Annotated in this window: 24 protein-coding genes, 1 tRNA gene and 1 pseudogene; 13 read left to right on the top strand and 13 right to left on the bottom strand. The window is 69.9% G+C overall.

Translation table 11 applies throughout. The features are described 5' to 3' along the window. Positions 1 to 224: 224 nt before the first annotated feature. The 4 genes from HNR21_RS16720 (at position 225) to HNR21_RS16705 (ending at position 2591) form a co-directional block, all read left to right on the top strand. Entirely contained in the window at positions 225 to 593 is a 369-nt protein-coding gene (locus HNR21_RS16720; RefSeq protein WP_182705932.1) for a hypothetical protein, read from the top strand. 107 nt (positions 594 to 700) lie between these two features. Beyond that, the gene (locus tag HNR21_RS16715; protein ID WP_182705931.1) at positions 701 to 871 is read left to right on the top strand and encodes a hypothetical protein; all 171 of its coding nucleotides are present in this window, start codon (positions 701 to 703) and stop codon (positions 869 to 871) included. A gap of 358 nt (positions 872 to 1229) precedes the next feature. Next, on the top strand, positions 1230 to 1655 hold the full coding sequence (locus HNR21_RS16710; protein WP_182708678.1) for a VOC family protein: 426 nt from the start codon (positions 1230 to 1232) through the stop codon (positions 1653 to 1655). Between the two features lie 168 nt (positions 1656 to 1823). Continuing rightward, positions 1824 to 2591 carry an aspartate/glutamate racemase family protein gene (locus tag HNR21_RS16705; protein ID WP_220500188.1) on the top strand — a complete coding sequence of 256 codons (768 nt, stop codon included), beginning with the start codon at positions 1824 to 1826 and terminating at the stop codon, positions 2589 to 2591. Between the two features lie 863 nt (positions 2592 to 3454). Here HNR21_RS16705 and HNR21_RS16700 read toward each other — a convergent pair. Beyond that, positions 3455 to 3748, bottom strand: a complete 294-nt coding sequence (locus tag HNR21_RS16700; protein WP_182705930.1) for a hypothetical protein — start codon at positions 3746 to 3748, stop codon at positions 3455 to 3457. A 301-nt stretch (positions 3749 to 4049) separates the two neighbouring features. Between HNR21_RS16700 and HNR21_RS16695 the strand changes: the two genes are divergently transcribed. Then, positions 4050 to 5105 (top strand): hypothetical protein, encoded by a 1056-nt coding sequence (locus HNR21_RS16695; RefSeq protein WP_182705929.1) that lies wholly within the window; start codon positions 4050 to 4052, stop codon positions 5103 to 5105. 201 nt (positions 5106 to 5306) lie between these two features. Here the strand turns inward: HNR21_RS16695 and HNR21_RS16690 are convergent, their stop codons facing one another. After that, positions 5307 to 5555, bottom strand: a complete 249-nt coding sequence (locus HNR21_RS16690) for a hypothetical protein (protein WP_182705928.1) — start codon at positions 5553 to 5555, stop codon at positions 5307 to 5309. 61 nt (positions 5556 to 5616) lie between these two features. On the opposite strand from HNR21_RS16690, the gene HNR21_RS16685 reads away from it, so the two are divergent. After that, positions 5617 to 6702: an IS630 family transposase gene (locus HNR21_RS16685; RefSeq protein WP_182705927.1), complete on the top strand. Its 1086-nt coding sequence runs from the start codon at positions 5617 to 5619 to the stop codon at positions 6700 to 6702. Here HNR21_RS16685 and HNR21_RS16680 read toward each other — a convergent pair. The 3 genes and pseudogenes from HNR21_RS16680 to HNR21_RS16670 form a co-directional block, all read right to left on the bottom strand. Then, positions 6694 to 7077 (bottom strand): annotated as a pseudogene (locus HNR21_RS16680) (flavoprotein); the annotation flags it as partial. The gene HNR21_RS16685 and the pseudogene HNR21_RS16680 overlap by 9 nt on opposite strands. 7 nt (positions 7078 to 7084) lie before the next feature. Further along, positions 7085 to 7810, bottom strand: coding sequence for a creatininase family protein (locus HNR21_RS16675; protein WP_182705925.1), 726 nt, complete (start codon positions 7808 to 7810; stop codon positions 7085 to 7087). A gap of 11 nt (positions 7811 to 7821) precedes the next feature. Continuing rightward, positions 7822 to 8973, bottom strand: a complete 1152-nt coding sequence (locus HNR21_RS16670) for an NsdA family TPR-like regulatory protein (RefSeq protein ID WP_182705924.1) — start codon at positions 8971 to 8973, stop codon at positions 7822 to 7824. Between the two features lie 512 nt (positions 8974 to 9485). Between HNR21_RS16670 and HNR21_RS16665 the strand changes: the two genes are divergently transcribed. Next, positions 9486 to 9809 (top strand): hypothetical protein, encoded by a 324-nt coding sequence (locus tag HNR21_RS16665; RefSeq protein ID WP_182705923.1) that lies wholly within the window; start codon positions 9486 to 9488, stop codon positions 9807 to 9809. Between the two features lie 413 nt (positions 9810 to 10222). On the opposite strand, the gene HNR21_RS16660 is transcribed toward HNR21_RS16665, so the two are convergent. Beyond that, positions 10223 to 10297, bottom strand: a tRNA-Val gene (locus HNR21_RS16660). Positions 10298 to 10438: 141 nt separating this feature from the next. Between HNR21_RS16660 and HNR21_RS16655 the strand changes: the two genes are divergently transcribed. Then, entirely contained in the window at positions 10439 to 12208 is a 1770-nt protein-coding gene (locus HNR21_RS16655) for an HSP90 family protein (protein WP_182705922.1), read from the top strand. Further along, complete coding sequence (locus HNR21_RS16650) at positions 12205 to 14478, top strand: pentatricopeptide repeat-containing protein (protein ID WP_182705921.1); 2274 nt, start codon at positions 12205 to 12207, stop codon at positions 14476 to 14478. Before HNR21_RS16655 ends, HNR21_RS16650 begins: the two co-directional genes overlap by 4 nt. An 18-nt stretch (positions 14479 to 14496) precedes the next feature. On the opposite strand, the gene HNR21_RS16645 is transcribed toward HNR21_RS16650, so the two are convergent. The 4 genes from HNR21_RS16645 to HNR21_RS16630 all read right to left on the bottom strand — a co-directional run bounded on the left by HNR21_RS16645 (position 14497) and on the right by HNR21_RS16630 (position 18694). Then, positions 14497 to 15411: a PAC2 family protein gene (locus tag HNR21_RS16645; RefSeq protein WP_198679284.1), complete on the bottom strand. Its 915-nt coding sequence runs from the start codon at positions 15409 to 15411 to the stop codon at positions 14497 to 14499. 207 nt (positions 15412 to 15618) lie between these two features. Further along, a complete protein-coding gene (cbbX, locus tag HNR21_RS16640; RefSeq protein ID WP_312881062.1) occupies positions 15619 to 16581 on the bottom strand; it encodes a CbbX protein in 963 nt (320 codons plus the stop codon). Between the two features lie 239 nt (positions 16582 to 16820). After that, positions 16821 to 17246, bottom strand: a complete 426-nt coding sequence (locus HNR21_RS16635) for a ribulose bisphosphate carboxylase small subunit (RefSeq protein ID WP_182705920.1) — start codon at positions 17244 to 17246, stop codon at positions 16821 to 16823. After that, positions 17246 to 18694 carry a form I ribulose bisphosphate carboxylase large subunit gene (locus tag HNR21_RS16630; protein ID WP_182705919.1) on the bottom strand — a complete coding sequence of 483 codons (1449 nt, stop codon included), beginning with the start codon at positions 18692 to 18694 and terminating at the stop codon, positions 17246 to 17248. The genes HNR21_RS16635 and HNR21_RS16630 overlap by 1 nt, the downstream gene beginning before the upstream one ends. A gap of 163 nt (positions 18695 to 18857) precedes the next feature. Here HNR21_RS16630 and HNR21_RS16625 point away from each other — a divergent pair, with 163 nt between their 5' ends. From HNR21_RS16625 to HNR21_RS16615, 3 genes are all read left to right on the top strand, one after another. Next, positions 18858 to 19724: a LysR family transcriptional regulator gene (locus HNR21_RS16625; RefSeq protein ID WP_119731304.1), complete on the top strand. Its 867-nt coding sequence runs from the start codon at positions 18858 to 18860 to the stop codon at positions 19722 to 19724. Between the two features lie 57 nt (positions 19725 to 19781). Then, positions 19782 to 20966, top strand: a complete 1185-nt coding sequence (locus HNR21_RS16620) for a saccharopine dehydrogenase family protein (RefSeq protein WP_182705918.1) — start codon at positions 19782 to 19784, stop codon at positions 20964 to 20966. A 142-nt stretch (positions 20967 to 21108) separates the two neighbouring features. Beyond that, positions 21109 to 21702 (top strand): phospholipid scramblase-related protein, encoded by a 594-nt coding sequence (locus tag HNR21_RS16615; protein ID WP_182705917.1) that lies wholly within the window; start codon positions 21109 to 21111, stop codon positions 21700 to 21702. Positions 21703 to 21880: 178 nt separating this feature from the next. Here HNR21_RS16615 and HNR21_RS16610 read toward each other — a convergent pair whose 3' ends face one another. Both HNR21_RS16610 and HNR21_RS16605 read right to left on the bottom strand, forming a co-directional pair. Continuing rightward, positions 21881 to 22996: a GAF domain-containing sensor histidine kinase gene (locus HNR21_RS16610; protein ID WP_182705916.1), complete on the bottom strand. Its 1116-nt coding sequence runs from the start codon at positions 22994 to 22996 to the stop codon at positions 21881 to 21883. Next, entirely contained in the window at positions 22993 to 23649 is a 657-nt protein-coding gene (locus HNR21_RS16605; protein WP_182705915.1) for a response regulator, read from the bottom strand. Before HNR21_RS16605 ends, HNR21_RS16610 begins: the two co-directional genes overlap by 4 nt. A 184-nt stretch (positions 23650 to 23833) precedes the next feature. Here HNR21_RS16605 and HNR21_RS16600 point away from each other — a divergent pair, with 184 nt between their 5' ends. Next, positions 23834 to 24784 carry a phosphoribulokinase gene (locus tag HNR21_RS16600; RefSeq protein WP_312881061.1) on the top strand — a complete coding sequence of 317 codons (951 nt, stop codon included), beginning with the start codon at positions 23834 to 23836 and terminating at the stop codon, positions 24782 to 24784. 116 nt (positions 24785 to 24900) lie between these two features. Here HNR21_RS16600 and HNR21_RS16595 read toward each other — a convergent pair whose 3' ends face one another. Next, positions 24901 to 25965, bottom strand: a complete 1065-nt coding sequence (locus tag HNR21_RS16595) for an ion channel (RefSeq protein ID WP_182705914.1) — start codon at positions 25963 to 25965, stop codon at positions 24901 to 24903. Positions 25966 to 26004 lie beyond the last annotated feature (39 nt).

Here is a 26004-nt window from a genome sequence, read left to right as displayed (position 1 = left end):
TTCCCTGTCGTCGTCGAACGGTCGTCTGACTGCACGCTATGGATCCAGCTCCCGGCCCCACGCCCCGCTCAAGAGCCAGATCCCATCTCCCCCGCAGGTCCCAGTCCGCCCTCATACCCGTACGAACCCGGAACCACGTCCGGAGCGGGCACCCGGCCGGAAGTGGCTTTTCGCCGCGGCCGGAGCATGACAGCATCCGTTCATGCACGCGACACGAAAGGGCCATGCCGCGTAGACGGCCCGCCCGGCTCCGCGCCGAACGACTCCCCCGCCACCGCCCGAAGGGGCCGGGCGTCACACCACGCGTCTCGACGATCCCCGGCCTTTCTCCCCGTGGCCGTGTCCTGCTCGCCCGGCTGGAGCATTCACGGCTGTGGCCGGGCGCCGCCGAGGAGGCGCTGGCCGCCTGGGCCCGGTTCCTGCGCGATCCGTACCACCGGCTGTTCGATCCGCGATGGGGATGCGGAATCATGGCCTGCTGCCCGGATCCACTGGAGCTCCGCCGGATCCTGGAGATCATCGCGCACGCCCTCCCGCCGCGTGATGCGCGAACATGGAGACGCCGCCTCGCCGCCCTCGACGACCTGTGGTGAGACACCGCCGCTCTGGCCCGTCGTCTGCTCCTCCCGAGCCGAAGTCGTTGCCCTTCACCACGCGCGGAGGGGATGATCGTCGGATCGGCGGCCGGTGGAGGTGTCCCATGAACGGCGGATTGATCGGCATGCTGGTCGGCGGATCGACGGGACTGCTGTGGGGCGCCGTCAGCGGCGACAGGGCCGGCGCGGCCGGAACCGGCCTGTTCGGTGCCCTCGCGGGCTCGTGGATCGGCCTGGTCGTGCTGTCCCGACGCAGCCGCCGCGACCGACGCTGACATGTTCGCCGTCCGACCCGGTGGCGGGTGAGAGGAAGCCACCGCGCACGGGCTTCGATGACGGCGAAATCTTCGGGCGACGAGGAACGCGGCGGCAGACCGGCCGAAACCGGATCTGCTCAGTGAGTGGAGGCCGAACACGACTCCGGCGCCGTCATCGGAGAGCCGAGGAGACCGGAATCCGCCCCCGGCCGGGGAGTACGAGCGCCGCGCCACGCGTCTCGACGATACAATTCACGAACATCGATCATGCTCCAGGTACTCCACCGACACCGAAATCCACGAGCAGACGACGCCACCCCTCACCGGCATGGCCGAACATCCGGCCCCTATGCTCAGAGACATGACGATTCAGCGAATGGACCACGTCGGCATCGTTGTAGATGACCTCAAGGCCGCCATTGCGTTCTTTACCGAACTCGGTATGGAACTGGAGGGCGAGATGCCGGTCGAGGGACAGTGGGTGGACCGTGTCGTCGGACTCGACGGCGTCCGAGTCGACATCGCAATGATGCGGACCCCGGACGGCCACGGCCGGCTCGAGCTGACGAAGTTCCACACGCCGGCGGCGGTCAGGGCCGAGCCGGAAAACGCACCGGCGAACATACTGGGCATACGTCGCATCATGTTCGCCGTCGAAGACATCGAGGACGTCATTGCCCGCCTGCGCACCCACGGCGCCGAACTCGTCGGCGAGGTGGCGCAGTACGAGGACAGCTATCGGCTCTGTTACGTCCGCGGCCCCGAGGGCATCATCATCGCCCTGGCCGAGCAGCTCAACTGAACGCCGCCGAAGGAGCCGTTCCCCAAGGAATCACCCGGACACGGCAACAGCAAGATCCACGGCAAGCCCGCCACCCGTCAACCGGCCCGGCCCCTCGAAGACCTCAAGACCTGCCCCTTCTCGAACACGCCCCAAGTGGCCGCGGGCGCCGATGTAAGGCGCGATGCGATGTTGACGCATGACATCGGCCGTGCTTGTGTAGGCCATGTGAAGCATCTGGGCATTCTTGCGCACAGCGTAGAAGGGGCCTCGCTGTGCTTCCGCGCTTTCTGCCAGGAGGGATTCCGGGAACTGGGTCCCCATGAGCATCCGGACGTGACGCTGGACTGTATCGCCATGGGGCGCAGCATGCCGGCGTGGGACGCGGGGGATTACGCCTCGATTCGGGCCACGCTCGGTGTGAGCGTGCAACGGCTTACCCTCGCCGGGGCGGATTTCTTCGTGTGCCCGGACAACACGGCGCACATGGCACTGGAACATCCGGGAGAAGAACTCGCGATTCCTGGCCTGCACATCGCCGAGGTGGTCGCCGACCAGGCCGCTCGGAACGGCTACGGCCGTGTTGGCGTGCTCGGCACCAAGTACCTCATGGACGGCCCGGTGTACCGCCGCGCGTTCGCCTCACGGGGCATCGCCGCCGAAGTCCCGGACGAGCAGGATCGTCACCTCATCAACAAGGTCATCTTCGATGAGCTGGTGAACGGTGAGTTCTCCCTAAGCTCGCGCGAAGAGTACGTTCGCATCATCGAGAAGCTGGCGGCTCGAGGCTGTGACGCCGTCGCTCTCGTGTGCACCGAGATACCCCTCCTGGTGACGCCCGACGTCTCTCCGCTGCCCACACTGGACTCGACCCGCCTGCTGGCCCGTGCCGCCTTCGACGTCGCCATCGGACGCCGACCGTTCCCGACGTGGCGGGGCGGGCCGATCGCAGACTGATCCGAGGTACGTGGACCGGCCTGGCCGACCCCGAACGGCGGACTGAGAGACGTACGGCCGCAGGCGCTCAGCGCCGCTCGAGCTGTCTGGTCGGCCACCGCGGGACGGCCGACGCCGAACAACCCTACCGGTCACAGATCAGGCCGATGATCAAGGAAGGCGCTACGGCCATGGACCGCATCTTCCCGGCCGAACCTGATGGCACGTAATGACGCGCGGTCACCCGGCGAGCACAGAGGCCGGTTTCCTTACCCAGAACCGGCCTCTGCCCTGTAGCCGCAGCAAGAATCGAACTTGCGCCCCTCGCTTGTAAGGAGACGTGATCATCAGCTCCCCTTCGTGACCTGCGCCCACCGTCGCCCGGCACCCCCGGCCGGCGGCGCTCGCCTCGGCTCTAATGGCACGCTAATGGCACGACGATCATGCTCGTCCTCGTACGTCACCAGGGATCTCCGAGGTCGTCTCCCGGCCGCGCTCCTCCCGACATCTGGCACGCGAATGGCACAGCGATCATGCTCGACCGGACTGGCGCGTCCCGCGCACCACTCCCCCGCCTGGTCTTCCCGTCTGCCGTCGTCCCACTCTCCGGGGAGCGGGCCAGGGCCAGGGCGTGAAGGTGGAGCGCCCCACTGGACGAACGGCCTTCGCGCCCTGACCCTGGTCTGCTCGGCTCTGCCTGGGACGGCGGTGGGCGGGAAGGCCAGGCCCTCACCGTCACCACAGACCACCGGTACGGGTGCGGGCTGGGCTTCCCGGAGCCGGAGTGCCCCCGCCGGAGGCGCCGTTCAAGGTCCGGCCATCGTGGGAGCCGCATATGACCGGCACCCCACGCCGCACGTGCTTGGCTGCGGTGGTGGTGCGAACTACTCCTGGCTCTCGCGCTCTTGCGGGGCTGTACGTACCTGCCTGAGGCTTCCCAGGGCTCTGCTGACCACGAACCCCCAGAGCACAGAGACTCCCAGCAGCGGCAGGAAGAAGAAGTACGCACCGGCGAGAAGGGCGCCGAGGGTGGCCGCGATCAGGCAGAGGAAGCCGACCACGTAGCCGGAGAACATGGCCCATCCGGCCCATGCGTGGTCCCGGAGGTAGAGCCGGTGCAAGACGAGCATGCCGATTACGGCTACCGGTTGAACGATCCACTGCAACGCATGGCCCATGAGGGTGATCGTCCCACTGGCCGCAGGATGAGAGAAGGCCTGCGGTGCATGCCCGTGACGGCTGGTGCGGTGTGACGCATACGGCGGTGTCCCGATGCACGGCCCGGCGGTCCGCCGCCCGAGGACCGGCGCCCACGCCGCACGCGTCGGGCGGCGCGGCCGGCGGGCCGCAGCGCCGCCGCTCTTGATCCCAAACAGCCCAATTCGGCAACTACACGAAGTAGTGCTCTCTGTGTAGCCATGTCGCGACAGAAGACTGAAATCGGTGGATCGTGAGGCGCTAGCAAACTATCCTGCCAGGATGGCGAACATCAACGACGGTGACAATATTCCTGCAAATATCCCGCAGGACATCCCTCCTCACGGGAAGCTGGAAGAGGGAATAACAGAGGACCTACTCTTTGACGCTATACGTAAGTCTGGATATCCATTTCAGGCGGAAGTTTCGAATAAAATAGCGTCAGAGCTCAATAAGATGAGCCTATCCTTCAACATTCAAGAAGAGTGGGTCTACGTCGACGGCGATTCAAACTCCCCTCGCTCGCTAGACATTTTTGCCGAGATTGCCTTGCCTTCCGGTGAGGATGACCTCAACGAGAAAGGTTCAAGGCCTACAAGAATCCGGCCGTTTATCAATCTCCTCATTGAGTGCAAGCAAAGTTCACTCCCTTATGTATTCTTCCTGCGAGATAGCGCGACAACATCCAAAGTCAGATATCCTGAGATGGTGGGCCTCCCTCACAAGAACCTACGCATCTTCGGGGCCCCTGAAGAATATAGCGAAGGATTCTCTTTTTGCATGCCCATTCATGATCTGCTGGGCTCATATGAGCTAATATCCTGCAATATCCCCGCCCCCTTTGCTGTATCCTTCGCAAAGGCCGTCCGCAAGGGGGCGAAACTGGAACTTACTGGCGAAGAAACATATCGCTCCATAACCTTGCCCCCAATGAAGGCAGCTGACTATCTTAAGGGTCAATACTCTCTCAATCCCAAGCATAAATTCTTCTCTCTCAGGTTTCTTGTATGTATAGCTGTTGTCCGCGCTCCAATGATTGGGACTTATCTACATGAGGGGCGTAGCATACTTGTAAGCATGCCGTGGGTGCGTACGGGAAGGATGGGTCCAGCAGCACCAGAAGACAACTTTGGCGCCAACACTTTGCGATACTTTGACATCGTCCATGATTACCTGTCCACCTATCTGGATGTAATCCTAAAGGACCTAAGGGAACTGGCACGTCGCGCAGTTTCCATCTCAGATCCACTGGCGGATGGACATGCCATTACAGTTGGAAGGGGCGATCCCCCTATCTCACTATTCAAGAACTACCCGAGGATAGGAAAAAATATCTGAAGGAGGACTTTCCTGACATCACCATCGCGCATCAGGGTGGCATAATGGTAGGCTTCCAAGCTTCAAGCGATATTCCAGAGGGGCACATAGTGCATCTTGATTTTCCCAGGGAAATGTATGAGCAAGACCGGTCTGCCGAAGAGGATGAATCCAGGAATTCTCCCGACGTGTAAGAAGCGACCTGGATAGCCGCCCCTGATGTCAGACATGGTCTCGGGCTAGGGCTAGGGCTTCTTCGTAGTTGGCGACCCATTCGGCTTCGCGGTGCTCTTGGGGCATGGCGTCGAGGCCGGCTGCGATCATGTCGGCGGCTTGGCGGTACTGGTGGGCGTCGAGGTGGGCCAGGCCGATTTGGACGTGGAAGAACGGTTCGTTGTACCAGTAGACGGACGGGGGCGGCTCGTCGGCGCGGGCTGCCAGGGCGGCGGCCTGGTCGAGGTAGTGGTTCATCTGTGTGAGGTCGCCTAGTGTCGTGAGTCAATAATTCGTTGTCACCCGTTAGGCTAGGGCGATGCCGAGCCCGAAGCTTGCTCCCGTGGTGTTGTCCGATGAGGAACGGTCGGTGCTGACCGGGTGGGCGCGTCGCCGGAAGACCTCGCAGGCGTTGGCGTTGCGGTCGCGGATCGTGCTGGCCTGTGCGGAGGGCGGCACGATCGGTGAGGTCGCACGGCAGGTCGGGGTCTCGCGGAACACGGTGTCGAAGTGGCGTTCACGGTTTGTGGCCGACCGGCTGGAGGGCCTGTCGGACGAGCCGCGTCCGGGCCGGCCGCGCTCGATCACCGATGAGCGGGTCGAGCAGGTCATCACCAAGACGCTGGAGGAGACGCCCGGGCGCGACACCCACTGGTCGACCCGGTCGATGGCGTCGGCGACCGGGATGTCGCAGTCGGCCATTTCCCGGATCTGGCGGGCTTTCGGGCTCAAGCCGCATGCGATCGAGACCTGGAAGCTGTCGGCCGATCCGCAGTTCATCGACAAGGTCCGCGACGTCGTGGGCCTGTACCTGAATCCGCCCGAGAACGCCCTGGTCCTGGCCGTCGACGAGAAGAGCCAGATCCAGGCGATCGACCGCACCGCCCCCATCCTGCCGATCATGCCCACCACGCCGGCCAGGATGACGCACGACTACGTCCGGCACGGCACCACCAGCCTGTTCGCCGCCCTGGACATCGCCGGCGGTTCGGTCATCGCCCAGCATTACCGCAGGCACCGCCATCAGGAGTTCCTGCGCTTTTTGAAGCTGATCGACGCCGCGGTCCCCAAGGAGCTGGACCTGCACCTGGTGCTGGACAACTACGCCACCCACAAGACCCCCAAGGTGAAGGAATGGCTCTTGCGCCACCCGCGGTTCCACCTGCACTTCACCCCCACCGGCAGTTCATGGCTGAACCTGGTGGAACGCTGGTTCGCCGAACTGACCAACCGCAAACTCCGCCGCTCCGCCCACCGCAGCGTCACCGAACTCGAAGCCGACGTCCGCCGGTGGATCAACGAGTGGAACACCGACCCCAAGCCGTTCGTGTGGACCAAGACCGCCGACGAGATCCTCGACACCCTCGGCGCCTACTGCCAACGAATTAACGACTCACGACACTAGGGCGGTGTTGACGAACGGTAGGACTACTACCGGGATGCCTAGGTTGGGGGCTTCGGCGAGGATGCCCAAAGCGTAGGTGTCGGCTATGCCGTTGGCCCATTTGTTGATGGTGTTGTACGTGGCGGGGGCCACGATGATGGCGTCTGCCTTGGGGGAACGGGGCTCGCCTGGTTTGCGGTAGTCGCTGCGTACGGGGTGGCCGGTTTGGGCTTCCAGGGCAGCGGTGTCGATGAAGTCCAGGGCGGCGGGGGTGGCGATGATCTGGACGTCCCAGCCTCGTTGGTGGGCGAGGGTGACGAGCTTCCCGACGTCGCCGGCCGGGCCTGCCGCGCACACGATGACGTAGAGGACTCGGCGGCGGTCGGGCTCGGTCATAGGCAAGTCAGCGGGAGTTGGATGAGGCCGCGAAGAGTGCCAGCACGGGCGCGAAGCTTTGCACGAGTGAGTCGAGGACGGCTTTGCCCTTCTCGGCGGTTCCCAGTGAGGGGCGGCCGATGATGCCGCTTCGGGTGTAGTGCTGCATGCCTGTGGTGTGCAGGTGGCGGCGGTCGTCGGCCAGGTGGTCGGCGTTTTGGTAGCCGTCGCGTACGAGGTCGGGGGCTACGTGCAGCAGTAGTGAGGTTTCGATCTCACCGGCGTGCATGTCCTCTGAGGCCGTGGTGGTGAGTCCGCCTGCGGTTCGGGCCTCGTTCCAGTCGGCGTTCTGGGGGAACAGGGCCATGGGGCGGCCTGTGGCGTTGGCCTCCTGGACCATGTTGCCCAGAACGTAGTTTCCGCCGTGGCCGTTCACGACTACCAGGGCGGTGATGCCGTTGCGGGTGATGGAGTCGAAGACATCGGTGACCACCGAATACAGGGTGCGGGCGGAGATGCTCGCCGTTCCCGGCCATGCGCTGTGTTCGTGGGAGCAGGAGATGGTCACCGGCGGCAGCAGGAGCAGCGGGTAGGCGGCGGCGAGTTCGCGGGCTATCGCGGTGGCGACGATGGTGTCTGTGATGAGCGGCAGGTGGTCGCCGTGCTGCTCGAAGCTTCCCACGGGGAGGAGGGCGATGGATGCTTGCCGTTCTCGCTCGTCCGTGGTCGTCGCGGTGGGGAGCAGGTGGTTCACGGCTCGCCTTCCTAGACCGGTGGCTGTGATGCGCTCGTCAGCAGGTCCAGCTCTCTCGACAAGTCTGACACGGCGGGATCATGAGACCACCTGGTGATGCGGCGGCGCAGGCGTTCAAGCTGGGTGATCACGCGGGCCGACCCGAGTGAGCGGGTGAGGGTCAGGGCTTGCTGCGCCACGGTCAGGGCCTCGCTCGGCTTGTCTGCGGCGGCATAGGCGTTCGCCAGTCTGGCCAGGCAGAGGGCTTGGTCTCGCAACTGGGTGGAGCCGTTCATCCTGGCTCGGCTCTCCTCGAACGCCGGGAGGGCTGCGACGGGATGGCCGAGGTGGGTCCAGGCCGCGCCGATCTCCATCTCAACGTAGGCCGGTGAGCAGTAGGAGGCCCGGTCGTGCTCTTCCTGGGCGATGCCGGCGGCGGCCTGGACAAGAGCCTCCTCGGCGTCCGCCTCGAACTCTCTCCTCTGGCGGAGCATGGCGTGTGCGTTCGCGCGCTGCCGCAGGATGACCGCGCGCAGTCGGGGTGTGAGGGCGTCGGCGTTCTTCAGGGCGGTGTTCGCCAGTGCCAGAGCGCGGGCGGGATCGCCGTCGTCGGTGGCGATGTTGCTCTTGCGCATGAGGATGTAGGAGATGACGCGCTGGTCATCCAGCTCCATGGCGTATTCAAGGGCTCGATCGGTCCAGTACATCGCGCCCTTGAAATCGCCTGCGTCCTGATGAAGCCATCCGCAGAACTCGATGAACTCGCTTCCGAAGCTGAGCGCTTCGATCCGATCGGCCCCACGGGTCGTCTGGCAGGCACGTTCGATCAGTGATGTCTGGTTCCGGACGGCGGGCAGGATGAACAGCGGTCCCATGAGGGCATCGGCCTGAATGTGCGCCTTGAGGACTTCGCGCAGTCCCGTGATGACAGGCGGGGTGGTCACGGTCGGCAGGTTGCCCAGTTTCGCAACCGGTTCGGCTGGGTTGTTGCTGACCTTGCGGGGTGCGAGTCCGAGCTCCATGCGGGCGGGGTCGGGCATGTCGAGGCCGTCTGCGATGCGTTCGAAGACCTCGAGGGTGAGGACCTGGCGGCCTCGGGGCTTCATGGTCTCGCTGACCTTGCCCTGGGTCATGCCGCAGGCGATGGCGATTTGGGTTTGGCTGGCTCCGGCGTACTGGCGCAACAGGCGAAAAAGTCAGCCTATGTCGCGGTTGCGCAGAGCATCGAGAGTTTCGGGACGCTGCCACAGGTCGGCCGGAACCTCGAGGGGGTCTTGGGCGCGTCCCGGCATGGCATCTCCCTGGTGACTGCCGTGCGATGACCGTTCCTGGACTGAGCATAGATCCCGCCAAGGGATATCGCCTGGTAATGGGCTGACCAGAGGCGGTCGGCGAATCTTTGACACATGCCACGAGGTGAGGCGAGCGGCGGCACGCGGTGTCCGTCATTAGTCGACGCGGCTGGAAGCGGATTTCGGCCGGCCGCGGCTTGGCGGTGGGGCGGAGTCGGAGGGTCGGCGGATCCCTGGCACTGGTGTTCGCCGTCGTCGGGGGTTGTGGCGGCGTGATGGCTGCGGGACCGGTGGCGTGAGCAGTGGTCGTGGTGCGGCTGTGTCCTCCGGGCCGGGCGTGCCCGGAGGGGCCCTCTGGCGCGTCGCCGGTCCCGCTCTCCGGGTGATCAAGGGGAGTGGGTGTCATGGGTTTTGATCGGGAGCGGTTTGCGGCGGCGAACGTGGCGGGGGCGTTCGGGCCTCGCAGGCTGTATCTGGCGGCGCTGGATGCGGTGTTCATCGCGCGGCAGGGCGTGGGATGCGGGGTGGTGGTCCGGGAGGGCGGGCCGGTGCTGCGAGTGGTCGCAGAGGGTGCGGCCGGGCGGGCGGTGGAGGTCGGGTGCGACTTTCTGGACGGCCGCTGGTGGTTCACCTGGGCCGACAGTGGCCGGACGATCGGGGTGGTGGAGGATCCGCGGGCGGTGGCCGATGAGGTCGTCCGCGTCCTCCGCGTCGAGGCGGCGCGGTGAGCGTTCGGGCGTCTGATCCCGGTGACGGTGCGTCAGAGATCGAGGAGTGGTTTCTGCGGGCGGTGATCCGGGTGTACGGGCCGTGGGTGACCTCCGATGTGGTCAACGCCGAGGAACGTCGGCTCGCCGCGCGGCGGGTGACTCATGCGCGCCGGACACTGGCGGAACTGGACTCGGGCGCGGACTCGGTGCGGGCAGCGCTGCCGCGTGGGCGGTCGGGGGCGTGGGGCGCTGGGCGGTGACGCAGCGAAGCGGTCGGCCTGGATGTATCGGGTGAGGCCGGAGCCGTGTGCGGTGGATCAGCACGGTGCTGGTCGCGGCGGCCTGGGGCGCGACCGACCCGGGACGTGCTCCCCAGATCGGCCGATGACGCGAACGCCCCGGTTCCGTGATCGGAGGCGGGGCGTTGTGGCTGGTGGGCGCAGCAAGGATCGAACTTGCGACCCCTCGCTTGTAAGGCGAGTGCTCTACCACTGAGCTATGCGCCCGGAACGGGGGTCGGGCGGACCCCGCGACCGGGAAAGCGTACCCGGTCCGAGGGGGCGATCGCGAAACGGTTATGGGGCGTTGGGGCGGGATGCGGCGGGTGCGGTGAACCGGGTGCGGGCGGAGATCATCTCAGTGGGGTGATGAGCGGACAGGCGGGTGAGCCGGGCGCGGTGCGGAGCTTCGGCGTCGATCTGCGCGGGATCGTGGACCTGCTCAGCCGGCATCTGTACAGCGGTCCCCGGGTCTACGTGCGCGAGCTGCTGCAGAACGCGGTGGACGCGATCACCGCGCGCGGCGGGGGCCGGGGCACCGCGATCCGCATCGAGGCGCGGGGGGACGGGGAGCTGCGGATCCACGACACGGGGATCGGGTTGACCGAGCCGCAGGTGCACGAGCTTCTGGCGACGATCGGCAACTCCTCCAAGCGGGATCCGCTGGGGTTCGCGCGGCACGACTTCCTCGGGCAGTTCGGGATCGGGTTGCTGTCGTGCTTCCTGGTCGCGGACGAGATCGAGGTCGTGACCAGGAGCGCCGTCGAGGACGCGCCCGCCGTCGTGTGGCGCGGACATGCCGATGGGCACTACACGGTGCGGCAGGGGCGGCGTGAGGAGGCCGGCACCACCGTCGCCCTGCGCGCTCGCCGGGACTTCGAGCACTGGCTGGAGCCGTCCACGGTCATGGAGCTGGCGCGGCACTACGGGGCGCTGCTCCCCTACGACGTCCGGGTGAACGGGGAGCCGGTCACCGAAGGGACGCCGCCCTGGGAGCGCGCCTGGCCGACGGAGCGGGAACGCCGGGAGGCTCTTCTCCAGTACGGCACGCGGGTCGTGGGCACGACGCCGTTCGACGTGATCGACCTGGCGGTGCCCGAGGCGGGGCTGCGCGGCGTGGCGTACGTGCTGCCGTACCAGACGAGCCCGGGCGAGCCGGCGGCGCACCGGGTCTACCTCAAGCGCATGCTCATGGGCGACCGGGTCGAGCGGATCCTGCCGGAGTGGGCGTTCTTCGTCCGCTGCGTGCTCAACAGCGACGAGCTGCGGCCCACCGCGAGCCGGGAGCAGTTGTACGACGACGAACTGCTCGACGGCACGCGCAAGGCGCTGGGCGGGCAGTTGCGCGGCTGGCTGCTGCGGCTGGCGGCGGCCGAGCCCGAACGGCTGCGCGCCTTCCTGGAGGTGCACAGTCTCGGCGTGAAGGCCATGGCGGCGCGCGACGTGGAGATGCTGCGCGTCGTGGACGAGTGGGTCGCGTTCCAGACCAGCGAGGGCGCGGTCGCGCTCGCCGAGTTCCGGGCCCGGCACCGCGCGATCCGCTACACCGCGCGGGTCGAGGAGTTCCAGCAGTTCGCGAGCATCGCCGCCGCGCAGGGCATCGCCCTGGTGAACGGCGGCTACGCCTACGACCCCGAGATCCTGGAGCGGCTGCGGCTGATCGATCCGGACCTTGACGTGCGGAGGCTGGATCCGGCCGAGCTGGCCACCCGGCTCGATCCGGTCGGCCCGGCCGTCGCGTTCGCCGCCCGCGACTTCCTCCGCGTCGCCGAACGCACCCTCGCGGGCCACGGCTGCGAGCCGACCCTGCGCGAGTTCTCCCCGGCCACGCTGCCGGTGCTGTACCTGGAGGGAACGCGCCCCGTCGCCGACGCGCGGGAGGCGGGAGGGGTGTGGGCGGAGTTCGCCGACGACGCCGAGGAGCAGGCGCGGCCCTCGCTCGTGTTCAACCACCGCAACCCGCTGGTCGCCCGCCTGACCAGCACCGTGAACGCCGAGGTGGTCGCGCTCGCGGTCGAGGCGCTGTACGGGTACGCGCTGCTGGCCGGGCGCCGCCCCATGCGCCCGGACGACGTGGCGGGGGTGAACCGGGCGTTCCTCGGCCTCGTCGAGCACGCCGTCCGCCGGGACGCGCCGTGACCGCCGGCAGGCAGGAGCTGCGGGCGCGACTCGACGCGGCGTACGAGCTCGACGGCGGATCAGAGGGCTACCGCGCGGCGACGAAGGCGATCCTCCCCCACGCCGAGGCCCTCGGCGACTTTGAGCTGCTGTTCGAGGCCCGCCTCGCCTACACGTTCGGGCTGCGCAGCAAGCCGTGGAAGAACAACCCCCGGGAGGTCACCGGGGAGTGGCTCGCCGTGCTGCGCCAGTGCCTGCTGATGTGGCACGCCGAGCCGCACCGCTACCCCGAGGGCAACGTCTCGGCGATGTGGGCGCAGCTCTGCCAGGTCCTCGACGCGTTCGTCCGGTTGTTCCCCGAGCCCGCCGACCGGATACGGCGGCTGATCGACGAGCTGGAACGACACTGTCCGCCCGGGCATGGCGCGCGTTACGTGCTGGACCACGAGCGCCTGCAGCTCGCGGCGCGGTGCGGGAACCTCGACGAGGTCGAGCGGCTGTGGCGGCGGCTGCGCGCGCAGGATCCGCCGGAGGGGATCCTGGTGCCCGCCGGCGTGGCCGCGCAGAACGCCATCATGTGGGCGCGGCTCGGCAGGGACGACCGTGCCGTCGAGGCGCTGGCCCCGGTGCTCGCCGGGCAGGTCCCCACAGGTGAGGGCGTGGACCTCGAGGATCGGCTGCTCATGCCGTACCTGCGCCTGGGGCGCCTGGACGAGGCGGTCGCGGCGCACCAGCGCACGTACACGCGTCCCGGCATGAAGCTCGAGGAGCTCGCCGCGCACCTGGAGTTCTGCGCCCGCACCGGCAACGAGGAACGCGGCCTCGACGTGCTCCACCGCAACCTCGGGCGCATCGACTACGGCTTCGCGTCCCACGTGACCGCGAGATTCGACGCGATGTGGACGGCGGCAGCGGCGGCGCTGCTGTGCCGGCGCGCCGCCGAGAAGGGCCTCGACCGGGAGTGGGTCTGGGAGTGCGACTGCGAGGGCCCCGACTGCGGGTCGATGGCCGTCTACACCTACACCGAACTGGGCGCGAACCTCCGCTGGAGCGCGATGGACTTCGCCGAGCGCATGGACGAGCTGAACGGCACGTCGCACCTGAGCGAGCGGATCGACGCGCTGCTGCACGCCGAGCCGATCGTCGACCGGCTCGACCTGCCGCCCGACGCCGCGCCGCCCCGCCACCGCGCCGTTCCCCGGCTGTCGCCGCACCTGGACGCCACCGACGCCGACGGCCTGCGCCGGACCCTGGACCGGGCGCGCGCGATGGAGCCCGGCGTGCCGCGGATCCGCCTGATCCAGCGGGTGATGCAGAACGCGATGGCGGGCGGCGAGGCGGCGGTTCTGCTGGACGCCCGGTTCGCGCTGCTGGAGGATCTGCTGCGGCCCGGCCGGGAGGACTGGCGCACCGACCTGTTCGCCTGCCTGGTCGAGCTGTTCCGCGCGCACGACGCCCGGCCGGCCCTGCTCGGCGCGGACCGGCCGGCGGTGATGTGGCGGGCCGTGCCGATCCTGCTGCCCCGCGTGCTGACGCGTTTCGGCGCGCATCTGCGGCAGATCCGCGCGTTCCTCGACCTCCTGGAGCGGCACTGCCGTCCCGGTGCCGACGACCTGCACCACGTGCGGTGGTTCCGGACATGGGTCGAGGCGCGCGCCGGTGACCGGGACGCGGCGCGGGCGGCCTGGGCGCGTTTCCAGGCGTTGCCGCGCGTCGGCCGCTTCACCGCCCGGGAGTACGTACTGCGCAGTGTCCGGTGGTGGCTCGATCTCGGCTGCGACCCTGAGGCGTTCGAGGCGATGGAACCGCTCCTGGACACGGGCGACACCGGACGCGAGGACTATCTGCTCCCCGCCTACCTGCGCGCCGGACGCCTGGACAAGGCCGCCGAGGTGCACGAACGCACCCACCGGACGGCGCGGGAGGCACCCGAGGTGGCGGCGCACCTGGAGTTCTGCGCGCGGACGGGCGCGCTGGACCGCGGGCGTGAGATCCTCCGGCGTTCACTCGGCCTGTTCCACGTCCCGCCCGGCGACAGGGGGTTCGAGTTCGACCGGTTGCGGGCGTTCGCCGCGGCGATCCTGCTGAGCGAACGCGTGGTGGCGGCCGGTCGCGACGAGACCTGGACCTGGCCCGCCGACGAGTGCTGCCCTCCCGAGGACGGCTGGAGTCACGCCAGGATGGCCGGGGCGTGCCGCGATCTCCTCACCGTCTACTCCCGGCGCTGGGAGGAGATCCTCGGCACCGACTTCCACACCCGCGCCGCCCTCGCCCTGGCCGACGGCGGCTGAACGGAGCGTCGGCGGGGGCTACAGGGAGGGGTCGGGGCCGTCGGGGCGGCGTTCGGCCAGGAAGCGCTCGAACTCGGCGCCGAGTTCCTCGGCGGTGGGCATCTCCTGCTCGGTGGCCAGCAGGCTCTCGCGTTCGGCGGCACCGGCGAAGGCGTCGTACTGGGCCTCCAGGGCGCGGACGACCTTGAGGACCTCCTCGTTGCCGGCGACCTGCTCGGCGATCTCGGCCTCGGTGCGGACGGCGGCCTCGCGGAGGGCGTCCGACGGCAGGACCAGGCCGGTGGAGGCGATCACGGCGTCGAGGGCGGCGACCGCGGCGGTGGGATAGGCGGCCTGGGCCAGGTAGTGGGGGACGTGGACGGCGTAGCCGATGGCGTCGTGGCCGGCCTCGCCCAGGCGGTACTCCAGGAGGGCGGCGGCGCTGCCGGGAACCTGGACGCGGTCGAACATCGAACTGCGGGTGATCAGCTCGGGGCGGGTGGCGTGCGGGGTGATGCCGATGGGGCGGGTGTGCGGGACGCCCATCGGGATGCCGTGGAAGGTGACCGAGAGGCTGACGCCGAGCCGTTCGATCAGGGAGCGGACGGAGGCGACGAAGCCCTCCCACAGGCGGTCGGGCTCGGGGCCGGTGAGGTAGAAGAACGGGCTGCCGGCCTCGTCGCGGACCAGGTGGACGACCAGCTCGGGGGCGTCGTACTCGGCCCAGTGGTCGCGGTCGTAGACCATCGGCGGGCGGCGGGCCCGGTAGTCGATCAGGGAGTCGACGTCGAAGCGGGCGATCACCCGGTGCTCCAGCGAGTCCAGCAGGTGCTCGCGCACCAGCTGGGCCACCGAGCCCGCGTCCACGAAGCCGTCCAGGTTGTAGAGCAGGACGGGGCCCGACATCTGCGGCAGGTCGCCGGACAGCTCGTACAGGTCCTCAGGGTTGCGCACGTCTCCCCCAGCTCGTCCCGTCTTCACCGAACCTTTCCGGCCTCGCCCGTGTCCCGCCTCGGTGTCCGTGAAGGTGAGCCGGGGCGCTGCCCGCCGTCCCGGGCCGGGCCCGGTGGGCTCGTCGAAAGGTTCGCTTTACCCAAACATAGGACATCGCGGGGTTCGTCCCACCACGCGCGGACGCCGCCGAGCCCGCCGCCGGGTGTTTCAGCCGGTCACCGGCTCGGTGAAGACCCGGCTGGCGAGGAAGTCCGCGGGCCGCAGCACGGTGAGGTCGGCCAGGTCCACCCGGCCGCCCTCGGCGATGAGGCGGTTGGCGTGCCGGAGCCGGGCGCGCTCGATGGCGTTGCGGACCGACCGGGCGTTGGCGAACCGGGGGCGGGTGCGGCGCCGTTCCAGATAGTCGCGGAACACCGGCTCGGTCTCGGGGGCCAGCGCGTAGCCCTCGCGTTCGACCATCAGCCGCCCGATGGCCTCCAGCTCGTCCACCGTGTAGTCGGGGAAGTCGATGTGGTGGGCGATCCGGGAGCTCATCCCGGGGTTGGAGGCGAAGAACGAGTCCATCCGGTCCTTGTAGCCGGCCAGCACCACCACCAGGTCGTCGCGCTGGTTCTCCATGACCTGGAGCAGGATCTCGATGGCCTCCTGCCCGTAGTCGCGCTCGTTCTCGGCCCGGTACAGGTAGTACGCCTCGTCGATGAACAGCACCCCGCCCATGGCCCGCTTGAGGACCTCCTTGGTCTTGGGCGCGGTGTGCCCCACGTACTGGCCGACCAGGTCGTCGCGGGTCACCGACACCAGGTGCCCCTTGCGGATGTAGCCGAGCCGGTGCAGCAGCTCCGCCAGCCGCACCGCGACGGTGGTCTTGCCGGTCCCGGGACTGCCGGTGAAGCACATGTGCAGGTTGGGCCGCCCCGAGTCGATCCCGAAGCGGGACCGCGCCCGGTCCACCAGCAGCAGCGCCGCGATCTCCCGGATCCGCGTCTTGACCGGCGCCAGCCCCACCAGCTCGGCGTCCAGCGCGTCCAGCACCTCGTCGACCTGCGTCCCGGAACGTTCCGCCGCCAGATCGATCGACGCGTCCGGCGGCAGCGCCTCCGGCGCGCTCTCCGCCTCCTCGGCCGAGCCGTTCACCCCGGCCCGCATCCCGAATCCCATCCGTCCGGTCACTGCCCGAATTCCTTCCACTGTGAACGTCAAGAAGCCCTCGCTCCCCGGGTCCCTGCACCCGAGGGCACCGAAGGCCACCGCGAGCGGGCCCGCGTGGTCGTGAGGAGGAGCGGGTCAAGATCGCGAGGAACGAGCGATCTTGACCCGCGACGACGAACGGCCGCGCGTTCCAAGGCCCGCGAGCCGCGCGAGCGGAGCGAGCGCCATGAGCACGAGCCGCCGCGCCGGAGGCGCGGCAATCAAGCACGCCCGTAGCGTTCGCCTTCGGGGCGGTCGGTGGCGTAGGGGTGCAGGGAGACGCGGACGCGGCGGTCGCTGGTCTCCTGGCGGTCGATGCGGAAGCCGGGCTCGGACGGCGGGCGCTGGACGATGAACGACAGCGCCGTGGTCTGCCGCCCGTAGCCGGCGTCGTAGGCGTTCAGCCGGATGTAGTGGCGGGGGTACGCCTTGCGGCACTCGTTGATCTCGTACAGGACGCCGGCCGGGTCCTTGAGGTCGAACATCGGCAGGCCCCACATCTCCCAGTAGGAGTTGCGCGGGTGCGGGTCGTCGGTGAACTCCACCGAGCAGGGCCAGCCGCGGTCCAGGGCGTAGGAGATCTGCGCCGCGATCTCCTCGTCGGTCAGGTCGGGCAGGTACGAGAAGGTGCCTTGTGTGATCCGCATCAGATGCTCACCGGGGTCTCGACGACGTCGGGGGTGTCGGTGGATTCGTAGGTGAAGGTGATGTCGCCCCAGGTGGACAGGGCGACGTCGAGTTCGCGGCTGTGCTTGGCGGCGGCCCGCAGGATGTCCGGCCCCTCCTTGAGGAAGTCCCGGCCCTCGTTGCGGGCCTTGATCATGGCCTCCAGCGCGACCCGGTTGGCGGTGGCTCCGGCGGCGATGCCCATGGGGTGGCCGATGGTGCCGCCGCCGAACTGCAGCACCACGTCCTCGCCCAGGTAGTGCAGGAGCTGGTGCATCTGCCCGGCGTGGATGCCGCCGGAGGCGACCGGCATGACGGCGGGCAGCGAGGCCCACTCCTGGTCGAAGTACAGGCCCTTGACGGGGTCGGCGGCGACCTTGTCCAGCCGCAGGGTGTCGTAGAAGCCGGCGACCGAGTTGGGGTCGCCCTCGAGCTTGCCGACGACCGTTCCGGCGTGGATGTGGTCGACGCCCGCCAGCCGCATCCACTTGGCGATGACCCGGAACGAGACGCCGTGGGTCTTCTGCCGGGTGTAGGTGGAGTGCCCGGCGCGGTGCAGGTGGAGGATGACGCCGTTGCGCCGCGCCCACTTGGCCATCGACTGGATGGCGGTGTAGCCGACGGTCAGGTCGATCATGATGATGACGCTGCCGAGATCCCTGGCGAACTCGGCGCGTTCGTACATGTCCTCCATCGTCGCGGCGGTGACGTTGAGATAGTGGCCCTTGACCTCGCCGGTGGCGGCCTGGGCCTTGTTGACGCCCTCCATGCAGTACAGGAAGCGGTCGCGCCAGCGCATGAACGGCTGGGAGTTGATGTTCTCGTCGTCCTTGGTGAAGTCGAGGCCGCCGCGCAGCGCCTCGTAGACGACGCGCCCGTAGTTGCGGGCGCTCAGCCCCAGCTTGGGCTTGACGGTGGCGCCGAGCAGGGGCCGCCCGTACTTGTTGAGGTACTCGCGCTCCATGACGACGCCGTGCGCGGGTCCCTGGAACGTCTTGACGTAGTGCGGCGGGATCCGCATGTCCTCCAGCCGCAGCGCCCGCAGCGCCTTGAAGCCGAAGACGTTCCCGATGATCGAGGAGGTCAGGTTGGCGATCGAGCCCTCCTCGAACAGGTCCAGGTCGTAGGCGATGTAGGCGATGAACTCGCCCTCCTTGCCCGGCACCGGCTCGACCCGGTAGCACTTGCCCTGGTAGGTCTCGTAGCTGGTGAGCCGGTCGGTCCACACCACGGTCCAGGTGGCGGTGGAGGACTCCCCGGCGACCGCCGCGCCGGCCTCCTCCGGCGGCACCCCCGGCTGCGGGGTGATCCGGAACGCCGCCAGGATGTCGCTGTCCTTGGGCTGGTAGTCGGGCCGCCAGTAGCCCATCTCCGCGTACGGGATCACCCCCGCCGACCAGCGCCCGCCTGATTTGCCGTTGTCCGTCATCGCGTGCTCCCGTGCGCCGTTCCCGAGGGAACGGGTCAGGCGGTCCGCGCTTCGCGGAACTCCGCCGCGGCGGCCTGACCCGTAGTGGACGGCTCAAGAGTGCGGGAGCGATACTTGCCATGTCCATCAAGTGTTTCGGGCTGACCATCAAGCAAAGGTTCAAGTGACCGAGGGGCGACTGCGCACGTTCGTGGCGCTGGCCGACACCGGCTCGGTGCGGGCGGCGGCCGAACGGCTGTACGTGACCGAGTCGGCGGTGTCGGCGGCGGTGGCCGCGCTGTCCCGCGAGCTGGGCGTCCCGGTGATCGAGCGGCACGGGCGCGGGGTGCGGCTGACCCCGGCGGGCCGGGTGTACGCCGCCTACGCCCGGCAGGTGCTCGGGCTGCTGGAACGGGGCCGGGCGGCGGCGCGCGGCGAGGCCGACCCGGGCCGGGGCTCGCTGCGGCTGGCGGCGGTGACCACGGCGGCCGACCAGATCCTGCCCGCGCTGCTGGCCGGGTTCCGGCGGCGGTGGCCGGAGGTGGAGCTGACCCTGGAGGTCGGGCCGAGCCGGCAGGTGTGGCGGCGGCTGGCCGACCACGAGGCCGACCTGGTGCTGGGCGGGCGGCCCCCGGCGGGGGTGCCCGCGACGGTGCTGGCGACCCGCCCGAACGACCTGGTGGTGGTGACCGCGCCCGGGGTGGGGTTCGACCTGCGCACCACGCCGTGGGTGATGCGGGAGCCGGGGTCGGGCACCCGTTCCACCGCGGAGGCGTACCTGGCCGAGCGGGACGCCGACCCGCCGCAGCTCGTGCTGGGCTCCAACGGCGCGGTGATCGCGGGGGCGGCGGCGGGGCTGGGCGCGGCGCTGGTGTCGCGGGACGCGGTGCGGGCGGAGCTGGCCGACGGGCGGCTGGTGGTGATCGACGCGCCGGGGACGCCGCTGCACCGGCCCTGGCACGCGGTGGCGGGCGCGACGCCGACCGCGACGACGCGGCTGTTCGTCGACCACCTGCTGCAGGCCCCCGGCTGGAGGCCGCCCGGACCCTGATCCGGCACCGGTTGTAGCATCGCGATCACACCTTCAGCGGAGGAGGACAGGGGCTCCATGGCCGGTGACCGCGGTTACGACTTCGTCCTGTTCGGCGCGACCGGCTTCACCGGCGGGCTGACCGCCGAGTACCTGGCCGAGCACGCCCCGCCCGGCGCCCGCTGGGCGCTGGCGGGCCGCAGCCGGGCCAAACTGGAGGCCGTCCGGGAACGGCTCGCCGCGATCAACGCGGCGTGCGCGGACCTGCCGCTGCTCTGGGCCGACGCCACCGACCCGGGTTCGCTGCGCGAGGTCGCAGAGTCCGCCGGGGTCGTCATCACCACGGTCGGGCCGTACCTGAAGTACGGGGAGCCGCTGGTGGCGGCGTGCGCGCGGGCGGGGACCGACTACGTGGACCTGACCGGCGAGCCGCCGTTCGTGGACCTGATGTACCTGCGGTACCACGACGAGGCGGTGCGGACCGGGGCGCGGCTGGTGCACGCGTGCGGGTTCGACTCGATCCCGTACGACCTGGGCGTGTACTTCACCGTCAAGCAGCTTCCTGAAGGTTCTCCGATGCGGGTGGAGGGCTTCGTGCGCGCCCACGGCGATCTGTCCGGCGGCACCCTGCACTCGGCCATCGGCGTGATGGCGGACATGCGCTCGATGGGGCGCGCGGAAAAGGAACGCCGCCGCGTGGAGCCGCGCCCGGCGGGCCGCCGCATCCGGGTCTCCCGCCGCCCGGTGCCGCACACCCGGATCGGCGGCGGGTACACGCTGCCGATGCCGACGATCGACCCGCTGATCGTGACCCGTTCGGCCGCCGCCCTGGACCGGTACGGCCCCGACTTCTCCTACGGCCACTACGTGGCGGTCCGGCGGCTGGCCACGGCCGCGGGCATGGTCGCCGGATCGGCCGCGACCATCGCGCTGGCCCAGCTCCCGCAGACCCGCGATCTGCTGCTCAGGTTCCGCTCCCCGGGCGAGGGGCCCGGCCCGGAGCAGCGCGCCCGGCACTGGTTCAAGGTCACGTTCGTCGGCGAGGTCACCGAGGGCGTGAACGCCGGGCAGCGGGTGGTCACCGAGGTCTCCGGGGGCGATCCCGGCTACGGGGAGACCGCCAAGATGCTGGCGGAGTCGGCGATGTGCCTGGCCTACGACGACCTGCCGGAGACCGCCGGCCAGGTGACGACCGCGGTGGCGATGGGCGACGCGCTGACCGACCGGCTGGTGAAGGCGGGCATCTCCTTCCGGGTGCTGTGACCTCCGGGCGTTCCCGGAATTCCGATCATGGAACCCGGTGCGCGCCGGCGCGGTCATACCTTCCGCCCGGGGCGGTGCGCGGTCGCCTGCCGCCGCCCGCCCGAACGCGTGTGGAAGGGGTTCTCCGAAGTGCAGGTGCCCGGTGAGTGATCTGTTCAGTTCGCCGTTGCTGTGGGTCGAGCAACCGACCCGAGTGCCCGTGGCCAGGTCCCGCTACAAGGTACTGAACGGTGCCGGGGCCGTGGTCGCCAAGGCCTCCGAACAGGGGGTGTCGCTGAAGCGCGCGGCGGCGCGGGCCGTGTTCGGCGACGCCGACCGGCGGCTGGTCGAGGTGCGGGGGCCGAACGGCGAGGCGCTGCTGGTGATCGAGGCCTACAGCGAGCGCAACGCGTTCGTGTCGTGGCCGAACGGCGCCCGGATCGGCTCGTTCGAGGCCGCGAAGCGCAAGCGCTACCGCAGCCGCGCGATCCTCGACCATGCCGGAAACCAGGTGGGCCTGATCGACGACAACAACGGGCTGGGCCGCCGCTACGACGTGCTGGACGCACACGGGACCGTGGCCGCCTACATCGACAAGAAGTGGACCGGCGTCCTCAAGGAGATGGCGACCACTGCGGATCGTTACCGCGTGGAGATCCACCGGCCCCTGCCGGACCCGCTGCGGGTGCTGGTGCCCGTCGCGGCGATCGTCCTGGACATGCTCTTCTTCGAGAGCAAGGACTGGCCGATTTCCTGACGGCGCGGCCGGACCAGGGCCGCGCCGGTGCTGAGCCCGGACGGCGGATCGGCCTGCTCGACAGCGACATCCTGGCCCGCCGCGTCGATGTGCCGGACGCCTGCGGAACGCCGCTCGCCCACAACGACAAGAAATGGACCGGCGTCCTCAAGGACAGGACATGGCCCGACCTCCTGGGCTAACGGCGCAGCGGGACCAGGGCCTCGACGGTGGTGCCGCCGCCGGGGCGGCTGGAGACGTGCACCCGGCCGCCCAGCAGTTCGGCGCGTTCGGCCATGCCGCGCAGCCCGTAGGAGTCGGGGCGGCGGCCGGGCGCGAACACGTCCTGGATCGAGAAGCCGGCCCCGTCGTCGGACACCCGCAGCCGCACCCGGTCGGCGTCGTGCTCCAGCAGCAGGTGGACGCCGGTGGCCCTGGCGTGCCGCAGGCAGTTGGCGACGGCCTCCTGGGCGATCCGGTACAGCGCGGTCTGCACGTGGTCGGGCAGGGCGTCCTCCAGCTCCCCGGACACGGTGACGGTGACGTCCAGCTCGGGCCGCCGCGACCCGGCCTCGCGGGCGAGGGTGGCCAGCGCGGCGGTCAGCCCCAGGTCGTCCAGGACGGGCGGGCGCAGGCCGCCGATCGCCGCGCGGGTCTCGGCCGCCGCCAGCTCGCACAGCTCCCGGGCCAGCACGAGCTGGTCGTGCGCCTCGTCCACGGCGCCGCAGGCCAGCGCCTGGTCGCAGGCCGACAGGTGGAACCCCAGGCTGGCCAGGCGCTGGGCGATGCCGTCGTGGATGTCGCGGACCAGCCGGGCGCGTTCGGCCTCCTGCACCTCGACGGCGCGTTCGGCGAACCGTTCGGCCGAGTGCTCGCGTTCCTGGGCGTTGCGCAGCCGCCGGCACGAGTGCAGCACCGGCGCGAACAGGTCGGCCAGCGCCGTCACCAGCTCCAGGTCGTCGTCGCGGCAGGGACCGGCGGACCGGATGTCCACGACCGCGATCACCGAGCGCCCGGCCCGGACCGGCAGCGCCGCGCCGCGCCCGTCGGCGTGCGGACGGGCCGTCCCGCGCGCCGCCGCCCAGCCGACGTCGCCCTCGCCCAGCGGAACGGGCCGCCGCCCGGGGCACTCCAGCGCCCGTTCCTCCTCGTCCAGCACGTACACGTCGCAGAACGGCACGTCCGTCGCCGACCGCACCACCAGCCCGGCCAGCTCGGCCGCCATGTCCGGCAGCACCCGGTCCGAGCAGGCCACGGTGACGATCCGCACCAGCAGGTCGGCCCCGCGCCCGGCCAGCAGTTCCAGCGCGTTCACCGGAACAGGCCCTCGCGCAGGGCGACCGCGATGGCGGCCGACCGGTCGGTGACCTCCAGCTTGCGGTACAGCGCGCGCAGATGGCTCTTGACGGTCTCCTCGCTGAGCACCAGCCGGGCCGCCATCGCCTTGTTGGACAGGCCGGCGACCAGCAGCGACAGCACCTCGCTCTCGCGCTGGGTGAGGCCGCGGTCGGCGCCGGGCCAGAACTCGCCCCGGTTGAGCCGGGCCGCGCTGGCCGCCATCCGCCCGGCCAGCGTCGGGTCCACCACCGTCTCGCCCTGGGCGACCTCCTCCAGCCGCCGCACCAGCTCCAGCCCGTCGACCCGTTTGAGCAGGTAGCCGCCCGCGCCCGCGCGCAACGCCTCGAAGACGTACTGCTCGTCGTCGTACACCGACAGGAACACCACCTTGGTGCCGGACGCCCGCCGGGTCAGGTCGCGGCACAGGTCCAGGCCGCTCTCGGGGCCGAGCCGCACGTCCACCAGCACCACGTCCGGGTGCAGCGCGGTGACCAGCCGGATCGCCTCACGGGCGTTCTGGGCCTGGCCGACGACGCGCACCCGTCCCGCGAACCCGGCCAGCATCGCCTGGAGGCCGGCGAGGATCATCTCGTGGTCGTCGACGAGGACCACGCGCACAGGGGGAGCCATCCGAGCAACATAACAATCGGGGTTTACCGCCCAGTAGCCCCGTTTGCGGACGGTCCGGATTGCGGATCCATGACGATTCACCCCCGCTTCACCCGCAGGCTCACCTAGAAGGGTGAGGATCGACGGGGCCGTTCCGCCTAGCGTGCCGTTCCGGCAGGCAAACGGCTCGGACGGAGGACATCAGGTGCCCCATCGGATCGTCCACATGCTCAGGGCGCGCGGCCGCGGCCGCCGTCCCGTCATGCTCGCCATCGCCGGGGACAGCGCGGCGGGCAAGACGACGTTGACCAGGGGGCTCGTCGAATGCCTGGGGGCCGACCGGATGACCGCGGTGTGCGTGGACGACTACCACCGCTACGACCGCGCGGAACGCCGGGACAAGCCGTTCACCGCGCTGCACCCGGACTGCAACCACATCGACATCATGGAGCAGCACCTGCAGCTGCTGTCGCTGGGCGAGCCGATCCTCAAGCCGGTCTACGACCACTCCACCGGCGAGCTGGTCCGCCCCGAGCTGGTGAAGCCGCGCGACTTCGTCATCGTGGAGGGGCTGCTGCCGCTGCACACCCGGCTGGCCCGCGCCTGCTTCGACATCACCGTCTACCTGGACCCGCCCGAGCCGCTGCGGCACCAGTGGAAGATCCAGCGGGACTGCGCCAAGCGCGGCTACACCCCCGAGCAGGTGCGCGCCGAACTGGACCGCCGCGAGCCCGAGAGCGCCGCCTACATCCGGCCGCAGCGCCGCTGGGCCGACATCGTGGTGCGGTTCGCGCCGGTCGCCGGGCGCGCCGACCCGCCGGACACGCCGCTGTCGGCGGAGCTGCTGCTGCGGCCCACCATCGACCATCCCGAGCTGAGCGGGGTCCTCGACGACGCCGAGCACCGGGCGATGCACCTGAGGCTGCACCGCGACACCGACGGCCGCCCCGTCGACGCGCTGCACGTCCACGGGTACGTCCCGCCCGAGGAGTGCCAGGTCGTCAAGAAGGCCATCTGGGAACGGCTGGGCACCGGCACCACCATCCCGTCCTCGCTGGGCCGGCTGGCCGACGGCGGCACCAGCGACCCGCTGGCGATCACCCAGTTGCTGCTGCTGTACCACCTGCTGGACGCCGACCGCCGGCAGGCCGCCTAGGCTCCTGATCGACCGCGGGCCGACTGCGGGGAGGCCCGGAACACGTGTTCCGGCCGCACGGCACCGCGGTAGCCGGAGGGCGCCGACCCCGCTGGACCGGTCGGCGCCCTCCGCCCTCACCTCCGCGGGGCCGTCAGCTCCTCCCAGGGCGGCTCGGGGCGTTCCCGGGCGACGACGGCCAGCGACTGGCCGCCCCGCACCGTCTCCCCCGGCTCGCCCAGCAGCCGGAAACGGGCGTTGGGGCGGTGCGAGTCGCCCACCGCCAGCAGCGTGCAGCCCCTGCGCAGCAGGAACACCGCCAGGTCCAGCCGCGGCCACTCGCCGGCGCCCTCGGGGATGTCGACCCGGAACAGCGAGCCGTCGGAGTCCAGGGTGCTGGCCATGTTGGAGTACACGGCCGCCACGCCGGGGTTGCGGATCACGTCGGCGACCACCGTGTAGTCGTCCAGGTCCACCGTCTCGACGTCCGGGTCGATCAGCGCCAGCGCGTCCCGCAGGTCCGGCCGGTGGCTGTCGCGCAGCCCCGCCACGAAGTGGGTGGCCCGCGGGTCCGCGGCGCGGGCGTGGACGGTCAGCATCACCCGGATGGTCTCGTCGTCGGTGCGGCCCGCCACGAACACCGTCCGCGCCCGCTCCACGCGCGCCCGCTCCAGCCCGGTCTCGTCGAAGCGGACGACGTCGTACTCGTCGGGGTCGGGGTTCTCCCCGGTGAGCTGCCCCTCCCAGAACAGCGCCACGATCGGCACCCTGCGGTACTTGGGGTCGGGGCGGAGCTGGGCGACGATGTGCCGGACCATCTCCCGTTCGTAGCCGACGACCACGACATGGTCCTCGTGGTGCAGCCGGGCCATGCCGTTGGCCTTCAATTCCCTGCCCCTCGCCATCCAGACGGTCAGTTCCGCGAACAGCATCAGCCCCGCGGTCAGCCCGGCGCCGACGACCAGCGCCCCGCCGATCCGGCCGCCGGCGCTGACCGGGAACAGGTCCCCGTACCCGGTGGTGGTCCCGCTGACGAAGAAGTACCACAGGTAGTTCAGCGGGTCCCTGATCTCGGCGTCGCGCGGCTCGAACGCCCAGATCAGCGTCCAGCCGGCGACCAGCGCGGCGGCCATCACCAGCGCCGGCACCCGCCACGCCCTGGCCCGCAGGGAGTGCAGGACCCTCATCATCAGTACGGGCACGCGGCCGACCTCCCCTTCCGGGCTGTCCGGTCCGCGGAA

This window comes from Thermomonospora cellulosilytica (genome assembly GCF_014138835.1).
GTDB lineage: Bacteria > Actinomycetota > Actinomycetes > Streptosporangiales > Streptosporangiaceae > Thermomonospora > Thermomonospora amylolytica.
The sequence above is the reverse complement of the archived record's forward strand: the minus strand, read 5'-3'. Positions and strand labels throughout refer to the sequence as shown.